Source organism: Chitinophaga sp., from assembly GCF_035564935.1.
Lineage (GTDB): Bacteria > Bacteroidota > Bacteroidia > Chitinophagales > Chitinophagaceae > Chitinophaga.
The window spans coordinates 1-5,935 of record NZ_DATMTE010000448.1; the positions used below are offsets into that span (position 1 = coordinate 1).

Sequence of the window (5,935 nt, forward strand, 5' to 3'; positions counted from 1 at the left end):
ATTGACCGCAGGTTTTGTTATTTTACAGCTTACCATTTGTTATACCCGCCTTTCTTGTGTAGCCCAATAGTGTATTACCATCATGCTTACAATTGAATTTGCCCGCTTCAGTTAAACATTCCCGCATTTTGGCTTAAGAAACGCCATGAGCCTTCACTACGATCATTTTCCTATATGATCATCTGATTTATTCAAAAAAATAATGAAACCATGAACAAGTATGAAAGACTAAAGTCCGGACTGGAAACTACCGGCACAGGAAAAATGAAAGCCTTTGGCACTTCTATGTTGCCCATTCTGAAAAGCGGTACCCTGCTTACGTTTGTGAAAGCAGAAACATATAGTATCGGCGATATTGTTTTCTGTAAAGTAAAAGGCCGCTACATCGATGCCCATAAGGTGATTAAAAAAGATGCCGGCAAAGGATACCTGATAGCCAATAATCACGGGTTTGAAAACGGATGGACAAAAGTGATCTACGGCCGTGTGATCCTGGGTGAATTTGAAAATAAGGTGATCTATAAAAAAGATTAACCCGTTATGTCTTTATAAGATCGTAACAATCTTTCCTTAAATTAAATAATTAAATTAGCTGAATGAAAGGTTTTTGGAATTACTTCTGGATCATTTATACGCTGTTCTTTGCCATCCCTTTTCCCATGCTCATTTATTACAACACGGAGTATGGAATAATTGATGAAGATGGCGGAACCAGGCCCTGGCTGGCGCTTACATTGCTGGCCCTTTCGGCGGCATTATGGCTGATGCTGATCCAGCGTTGGTTCAGCAGATGGATAGTGTTACCCTTCATCATGAGAAGGAATATTGTGCGTCTTTTAAAGGAAGGCGTGAGAAAAGATGCCCGCATTATAACCAGCAAAATACTACCGGCGGCAGGTAAGGATGTGGTTAGCCGGGAAATAGTATGTTCCCTGCCGAACTTTGTGGGTACGGAAGTTACAGAAAAGCTGGAGGTGAACGATACTAAACCGGAACTGAACCGCTACGATGAAGGAAAAACCATCCCGCTGCTGATCGACGACAAGCTCAAGGCAGTACCCCATTTAACGTTGGATGGTGTAACAGTGGAGATGAGGGCCGGCCGGCTCACCATGTTGCTGCTGGCCTGGTTGCTGATAATAGCTGCAATAGCCGGATATTACGTATATTCTTACCAGTTAGAGAACCATGGACGGGGCTGGCGCTTCCTGGAATTTTATCATCCGCTTGTTTTGTGCCCGTTTATTGTACTGGTAGGCGGTTTTAGCTTCGGAAAACTGATCAACCTTTTTATAGGTACACCCGGTAATGGGCTGCAATTGAAGTACTACGGTATTCGTACAGATGCACAGATCGTTTCCGCAGAGCAAACAGGTACTTATATTAACGAACAACCCCAGGTACGTTTTGAATTGCGCTACCAGGACACTACCGGTAAAACCCATACCGCGTCGTTAAAGAAGATAGTGCCGCTCCTGGATTTGAATATGACAAGGCAGGAGTCCATCCCTGTTTTTTATCTGAAAGAAGATCCTCAGCAGGTAGTATTTGCCAGCGATATTGAGGAATAAAAATATGATGAAGATGCGTTTACAAAAGTTAACCTGCCTTACAATGATGGTGATGCTGTGTGTATCCTGCAATCAGTTTCGTGCATCTATACACGACACGCTGTATGGCAGTGATACCGACAGCAGTTATAAAAACCTGCCGGCAAACCAGGACGACGTGAGTACTACCAGCTCCGGCACAAGTACCAGCGCCCGTATGAGTATCAGCACCACCACTACTACCACTACTATTGAACACCGCAATGGTACCACTATCATTCATAATTCCCGTACCACAAACGACGGTTTTCTCAGCGATGCCATCGCGTTACTTAACGCCGAAAACGCATTGCGGGCATTGCCGGCTTTTGCAGGGAAAAGCATCTATCTTTACAAAGCCATTCATTTCTACAACGACGGCAGGATAAATTTGAACGTACAACATCCGCAGCACCCCGAATATATTGATGAATACAACTACAGCAATGGAAAATGGGAGGGGCCAAAACCAGTGCAGTTATCCGTGCACGACAACATCTCCAAAACATTGATCAGCCTTGATAATGTCTGTTTCGTATGTGCTTCTGTGGTATACGGTAATTATAACCGCAAAGCAAAGGAGATAGAGGGCGCTGTGCCGCCTGCACATATTTATGGCATCATTGGCGCCGGCAAGCTCACCTGGTACCCGCAGTCCATTAACGGCAGCAGGGAGAAGTATTTCATCAGTTTTAATCAATCCGGCGGAGTGAAAGATTACTATCGCGAATAGGTAGCATTGCAAAGGAGCGCAACAGTAAAGCAGGTACTGCCGGCAGGACAAATACCTCAAAAGATCATTGATTACAGGAATAGCATCATCAATGTGAACTGGATGCCGGGGTCATGTGCATAAATTTTTGTAAATTAAGCACATGGCATTCAAACACTTTCTCTACCGGAAATGGAAAATTACGCTCCCGTTATGGTGTCTTATCAGTCCCCTGATCGGGTTGGCATTACTGGGATTTGGGGGCGAACAGCAAAGCGGGATATTATCAGCCGTGATGGGTTTATCGCTGATCAGTGTGGTTTTATCTGCGGTGCATCACGCAGAAGTAGTGGCGCATAAGGTGGGAGAACCGTATGGTACCCTTATCCTGGCCCTGGCGATTACAGTGATTGAAGTATCGCTGATTGTATCCATTATGCTGAATAAGGTAGATGAAGGCGCAACGTTGGCGAGAGACACGGTGTTTGCCGCCATTATGCTGATCCTGTCGGGTATTATAGGCATGTCTTTGTTCATAGGCGGTTACCGCTTTAAAGAACAGGCATTTATAAAAGCCGGTGTAAGTGCGGCGCTGGTGGCGTTAACGGCGATCTCCATTTTAACGCTCGTTTTGCCAAATTATACTACTACCGAAGCTGGTCCCGTTTATTCCAGCAGCCAGCTGATATTTGTAGCCATTATTTCCCTGGTGCTGTATGGCGGCTTCGTAGCGGTACAAACCGTAAGGCACCGCGATTATTTCCTGCCGGAGGATGCTGCACCGGGCGATGAAGATACACATGCCACACCTCCGTCCGGGTTAACTACCGGGGTGAGCCTGGCATTCCTGTTAATAGCGCTGGCTGTGGTGGTATTGTTATCGAAGAAATTATCGCCGGTAATTGAATCCATTGTGGTGAACCTTGGCGCGCCTAAAAGCCTGGTAGGTGTTATCATTGCAGCTGTAATTCTTTTGCCGGAGGGATTGGCAGCCATCAGGGCGGCTTCGCAAAACCGGTTGCAAACAAGCCTGAACCTGGCATTGGGATCTGCGCTGGCAAGTATAGGGCTTACTATTCCGGCAGTGGCGATTGTGGCCTATGCACTGGATTTTAAAATAACGCTTGGTATAGATGCCAAATCCTCGCTGTTGCTGCTCCTTTCGTTATTTACAATCAGCATTTCATTTAACGCAGGAAAAACAAATATCCTGCAGGGGATTGTGTTGCTGGTGATCCTGGCTACCTATCTTTTTATTACCGTGGTGCCATAAACGGAGCGGGCACTTCACAAATAGCTTTGGTATTAAGAAAGATGATCCCGTTATAAAATCCGCTTTATAATGACTATCTTTCTAAGACCTGTTTAAAATAATTCCACATGAAAACTTCCCGTCGTGGTTTCCTCCACCATTCCTCCGTTATAATGGCAGGGTCCCTGCTTTCCCCGTTAGTCCTGCATGGCAAAGCCGCGTCTCCGAATGAACAGGTGCGTATAGCCCTTATCGGTTGCAGGAATATGGGTTTCGGTGATCTGAAAAATGCGCTGAAACAGCCTGGTGTAGTGTGTGCAGCCCTGTGTGATGTGGACGAAGACATATTGAATAACCGCTGCAATGAAGTAGAAAAGATCCAGGGCAAACGCCCGGCAGCTTACGCTGATTTCCGGAAAGTAACAGACGATAAAAATATTGATGCCGTGATCATCGGCACGCCGGATCACTGGCATTGCTTGCCTTTTGTATACGCCTGCCAGGCGGGGAAGGAGATCTACGTGGAAAAGCCGCTGGCAAACAGCATCGCTGAATGTGAGCTGATGGTAAAGGCGGCCCGCAAATATAAACGCATTGTGCAGGTGGGACAGCAGCAACGCAGCGGTCCGCATTTTATACAGGCTATGGAGCATATCCGCGCAGGAAAGATCGGGCAGTTGCGAAAGGTGAACATCTGGGGAAATTTCAACTATGGTATAGGCCCGGTGAAGGCGGCGGACAGCCCCGTTCCGGAGGGCGTGGATTTTAACCGCTGGCTGGGACCTGCACCGCAACGCAGTTTCAATACCACCAGGTTTCACGGTTCCTGGCGTATGTTCTGGGATTATGGCGGCGGACTGATGACTGATTGGGGCGTTCATCTCATTGATGTGGCGTTGTGGGCAAAGGATATTACCACCATGCCATTGGCTATAACTGCCACCGGCGGTAATTTCGCCTTCCCTGATCACGCGCATGAAACGTTCGATACAATGAATGTCAGTTACCAGCTGAAAGATTACCTCGTTAACTGGGAACATACCGCTGGTACGCAAAATGGCCCTTATGGCCGGTCGTACGGCCTTGCATTTATTGGCAACGATGCCACACTGGTGATAGACCGCAATGGCTGGGAACTGTTCCCCGAATGGGATGAACAAAAGAAGCAGCCCAAAGCGCCTGCAATGCCAAAGCAGGGTGGGGGAGAGTCGCATGAGCTGCACATGAAAAATTTCCTGGAATGTATCAAAACCCGCAAGGATCCCGCCTGCACCATAGAAAATGGTAGCCTGGTGGCGAAGTATGCCCATGCAGCCAACATTGCATTAAGAACCAACAGTCAGCTGGTATGGGATGAATCCCGTCATAATTTTGGCGGCAATACTGCAGCTAATGCACTCATCACGCCTGTTTACCGCAGCCCCTGGGTGCTGCCGGTTATCTGAGCCAGCATCATGGAATTGGAATTATGTATGGCCCCGGATAAAAAAGTGTTACCTTTGTGCACATTTTTTTATCAAGGATATTTATGAAGCTGAACGAACTATTGCTAAAAAGGAGTGAAAACAAGTGCGAGCTATGCAAATCGGAAGAGTCGCTGAACGTGTACGAAGTGCCTCCTCAAACTTACAGTGATCAGGATAATTGTATCCTTATCTGTGAAAAATGCCAGTTACAGGTAGAGAAAAAAGCGGAGCTGGACAGTAACCACTGGCATTGTCTGAATGAATCGATGTGGAGCGAAGTACCTGGTGTACAAATTGTATCGTGGCGCCTGCTGAATCGCCTGAAACAGGAAAGCTGGGCGGCAGACAACCTGGACATGATTTACCTGAACGATGAAGCGCTGGCCTGGGCCAAAGCTACCGGCGATCATGAAAATGATGCTGCCGTAGACCTGCATAAAGATAGCAACGGCGCTATCCTGCAAAACGGCGACACTGTAATTCTTACCAAATCCCTCGATGTAAAAGGATCAACTTTAAATGCGAGAATGGGAACTGTGGTGAAAAACATTCGCTTAGTACCGGATAATACAGAACAAATAGAAGGAAAGATAGAAGGACAACTGATTGTGATCCTCACTAAATATTTAAGAAAGCAAAATGCCTAACAAAAAAAGGGATGTTTCAAAACCAATTTGAGACATCCCTTTTCTGTATGTTATTCAATAACCTGTACCTTGTCAGTAAATTGATTCAATATACTTTTAAGTTCTTCCAGGTGCATAAATTCCCTGGTTTCAAAAGAGGAATACAGCATATAATTCATATTATCCTCTTCTGAAAAAGATTCCAGGGCAATATATTTTGTATCAAAATCCTTCACGAGCCGGATTTGTTTTATCTCTGTCCAGCGCCTTAATTTATCTCCCAATATTGC

7 protein-coding genes are annotated in these 5,935 nt (G+C 46.1%); 6 read left to right on the forward strand and 1 reads right to left on the reverse strand.

Going from position 1 to position 5,935, the window contains the following annotated elements; genetic code table 11:
* Nucleotides 1-210 precede the first annotated feature (210 nt).
* The 6 genes from VN105_RS11595 (at nucleotide 211) to VN105_RS11620 (ending at nucleotide 5,666) form a co-directional block, all read left to right on the forward strand.
* On the forward strand, nucleotides 211-534 hold the full coding sequence (locus tag VN105_RS11595) for a S24 family peptidase (RefSeq protein ID WP_325640994.1): 324 nt from the start codon (nucleotides 211-213) through the stop codon (nucleotides 532-534).
* A 62-nt stretch (nucleotides 535-596) separates the two neighbouring features.
* On the forward strand, nucleotides 597-1,571 hold the full coding sequence (locus VN105_RS11600) for a hypothetical protein (protein WP_325640996.1): 975 nt from the start codon (nucleotides 597-599) through the stop codon (nucleotides 1,569-1,571).
* Between the two features lie 13 nt (nucleotides 1,572-1,584).
* Complete coding sequence (locus VN105_RS11605) at nucleotides 1,585-2,322, forward strand: hypothetical protein (RefSeq protein ID WP_325640997.1); 738 nt, start codon at nucleotides 1,585-1,587, stop codon at nucleotides 2,320-2,322.
* Nucleotides 2,323-2,464: 142 nt separating this feature from the next.
* Entirely contained in the window at nucleotides 2,465-3,574 is a 1,110-nt protein-coding gene (locus VN105_RS11610; protein WP_325640998.1) for an ionic transporter y4hA, read from the forward strand.
* A 107-nt stretch (nucleotides 3,575-3,681) separates the two neighbouring features.
* A complete protein-coding gene (locus VN105_RS11615; protein ID WP_325640999.1) occupies nucleotides 3,682-4,998 on the forward strand; it encodes a Gfo/Idh/MocA family oxidoreductase in 1,317 nt (438 codons plus the stop codon).
* A gap of 83 nt (nucleotides 4,999-5,081) precedes the next feature.
* Complete coding sequence (locus tag VN105_RS11620) at nucleotides 5,082-5,666, forward strand: PhnA domain-containing protein (protein ID WP_325641001.1); 585 nt, start codon at nucleotides 5,082-5,084, stop codon at nucleotides 5,664-5,666.
* A gap of 50 nt (nucleotides 5,667-5,716) precedes the next feature.
* Here the strand turns inward: VN105_RS11620 and VN105_RS11625 are convergent.
* The coding region (locus VN105_RS11625; RefSeq protein WP_325641003.1) for a hypothetical protein at nucleotides 5,717-5,935 on the reverse strand (219 nt) is incomplete at its 5' end.